This window comes from Protofrankia sp. Cr1 (assembly GCF_963555865.1).
Classification (GTDB): domain Bacteria; phylum Actinomycetota; class Actinomycetes; order Frankiales; family Frankiaceae; genus Protofrankia.
The window spans coordinates 1-2,565 of sequence record NZ_CAUVXO010000104.1 but is presented as its reverse complement, the minus strand read 5'-3'; the positions used below and the strand labels follow the sequence as shown (position 1 = coordinate 2,565).

The following is a 2,565-nucleotide window of genomic DNA, read 5'->3' as shown; positions in this document are numbered from 1 at the left end:
GGTCGGGTTGGGCGCGGTCGGGCTGGGCGAGCAGTCGGGCGACCGCGCGGACGGTCGCGTTCGCATCATCCCGCCGCGAGCCGTGCCCGATTACCAGCAGACCCCGCATGTCCACCAGTCTGCGCCACGACGCGCCCGGCGAGCTCGGTCAGCCCGGCGAGTTCGGCGAGTTCGGTCAGGCTGGCACGGTCTGGTCACCCACGCCGGCACCGTCGTCGGAGCTGTGCCCGGGGAAGACCTTGGCGGACGGGTCAATGATCGGAGCGGCGTTGTTCACGGCGGTGGCGACCTCGCCGAAGCCGGTAGCGATCAGGCGGACCTTGCCGGGGTACTCGGTGATGTCACCGGCGGCGAAGACCCGTTCGAGCCCGGTTGCCATGGTCGGGTCCACCACGATGTGGCGCTTGTCGATCGTCAGGTTCCAGCGGGTCAGGGGCCCCAGGTCCGCGGTGAAGCCGAGTGCGGCGACGATCGCCTGAGCCGGGCGGACCTGGCGCTCACCGGACTTGCTGTGCGCGAGTTCCACCTTCTCGACCCGCTCGTCGCCGTGGATGGCGCTGACCTCGGTGAATGTCAGCACCTCGACCCGGGAGGCCTGCACCTTCCCGACGGTGTGTGCATGGGCGCGAAATTTGTCCCGGCGGTGAACCAGGGTCACCGAGCGGGCCAGCGGTTCGAGGGCGAGCGCCCAGTCGAAGGCACTGTCACCGCCGCCGACGATGACGACGTCGGTGTCGGTGTAGACGTCGAGTTTCGGGACGAAGTACACCAGACCACGGCCCAGGTGATCGCCGCCGATGGGTAGCGGCCGGGGGGTGAACGTCCCGAGCCCGCCGGTGATGACGACGGCTTTCGCCCGGACCCGCGTTCCCTGCGCGCTGGTGACCACGACGGCGTCGGTCTCGTGGGTAAGTTCAGCGGCCTGCTGGCCGAGCAGGTAGGTGGGGGAGAACGCCCCGGCCTGAGCAACGAGCGCGGCGATCAGATCGCGGCCGCGCACGGCCGGGAACCCGGCCACATCATAGATCATCTTTTCCGGATACATCGCGGTGACCTGACCGCCGGCCTCGGGCAGCGAGTCCATCAATGCTACGGACATGCCGCGGAACCCCGCGTAGTAGGCGCCGAAGAGCCCGGCCGGCCCGGCCCCGATGATCAATATGTCGGTGTCGAGGTCTGCTGGCGTCGAGCTGTCATGGCCGGCGCTGTCGGGGCCTGCGGGGGTCACTGCGTCCACGCGTAACTCCTGGGGGCTTTCGGGGATATGCGGCCCCGCCGGATCGCATACGCAAGGGCCGGTCGGCACCATGGAAGGGGGCTTCCGCCCCATCCTGCCGTATCGGCGATTGAGGCGCCCTGACCGTGTAACCGGACCGGCGTGGCTGGCCGGAGCGCGGTTACGCCGGGACACCGACGGGTGGCGCGCCCGCCGGCCAGCTACCGTCGGAGCGGGCCGTATTCCAATTCATGACTGTGCGTCATCGATCATGGCGCTGGTCGGGAGGACTGCGATCAGAAAAGACATGGTGAACGGGAGCGCGCGACCGGAGTCGGGATCCGATGGACCGCGGGAGGTCATGCCCGTCCAGCGCGGCGACCCCGCCCGGATCGGCCGGTACCGGGTCGTCGGTCGGCTTGGCGTTGGCGGCATGGGCGTGGTGTACCTCGGCCAGGACGAAGCCGGCCGTCCGGTGGCCGTCAAGGTGATCAAAGAAGATCTCGCGGCCGACCCGGAGTTCCGGGCACGTTTCGCCGACGAGGTCGCCGCGGCCCGCCGGGTCGCGCCCTTCTGTACCGCGCAGGTACTCGACGCCGATCCCGGCGCCCACCTGCCGTACCTGGTAACGGAGTACATCGACGGGGTCCGCCTGGACGATGTCGTCACCAGCCGTGGGCCGTTGGCGCTGTCGACTCTGCAGGGGGTCGCGGTGGGGGTGGCCTCTGCGCTGACCGCCATCCACGGCGCCGGCATCGTGCACCGCGACCTCAAGCCGAGCAACGTGCTGCTGTCGTATTCGGGGCCTCGGGTCATCGACTTCGGGATCGCGCGGGCGCTGGACGCGGTGGTCGGGCGTACCCGCACCGGCATGGTGCTGGGGTCGGCAGGTTGGATGGCACCCGAGCAGATGGAGGGCGCGCCGGTGGGCCCGGCCGCCGACGTCTTCGCCTGGGGCCTGCTGATCGCCTATGCGGCGGCCGGGCGCCATCCCTTCGGCGACGGTGCCCCGCTCGACATCGCGCAGCGGATCGTCATGGAGCGTCCGTACCTCGACGGTGTTCCCGCGGATCTTCGTCCGCTGGTCGCGGCAGCCCTGGATCGGGATCCGCGGGCCCGGCCATCCGCCGGGCAGCTCGTGCGGGCTCTACTCGGTGACCAGGAACGGTTTCGGTCCGGCACCCGCGCCGCCGTGCCCGAGGTTCTCGAAGGCACCTGGTCGGGTGACCCGCGTTCCCAACCTGTGGTGGGTGCCGTCGCAACCAGGCCCGGGCACGACGGCCGTACCAGGCTGGGCGTTCCGGGCCATACCGCGCCGGAGCGGTATGCGCCGGAGCGGTATGGCCGGG

Annotated in this window: 2 protein-coding genes; one reads left to right on the top strand and one right to left on the bottom strand. The window is 70.4% G+C overall.

What is annotated here, in order from left to right:
- Positions 1-175: 175 nt before the first annotated feature.
- On the bottom strand, positions 176-1,228 hold the full coding sequence (locus U9980_RS11015; RefSeq protein WP_416210232.1) for an NAD(P)/FAD-dependent oxidoreductase: 1,053 nt from the start codon (positions 1,226-1,228) through the stop codon (positions 176-178).
- A gap of 349 nt (positions 1,229-1,577) precedes the next feature.
- On the opposite strand from U9980_RS11015, the gene U9980_RS11010 reads away from it, so the two are divergent.
- Positions 1,578-2,565, top strand: a 988-nt coding sequence (locus U9980_RS11010) for a serine/threonine-protein kinase (RefSeq protein ID WP_322767825.1), incomplete at its 3' end; no start/stop codon positions are given.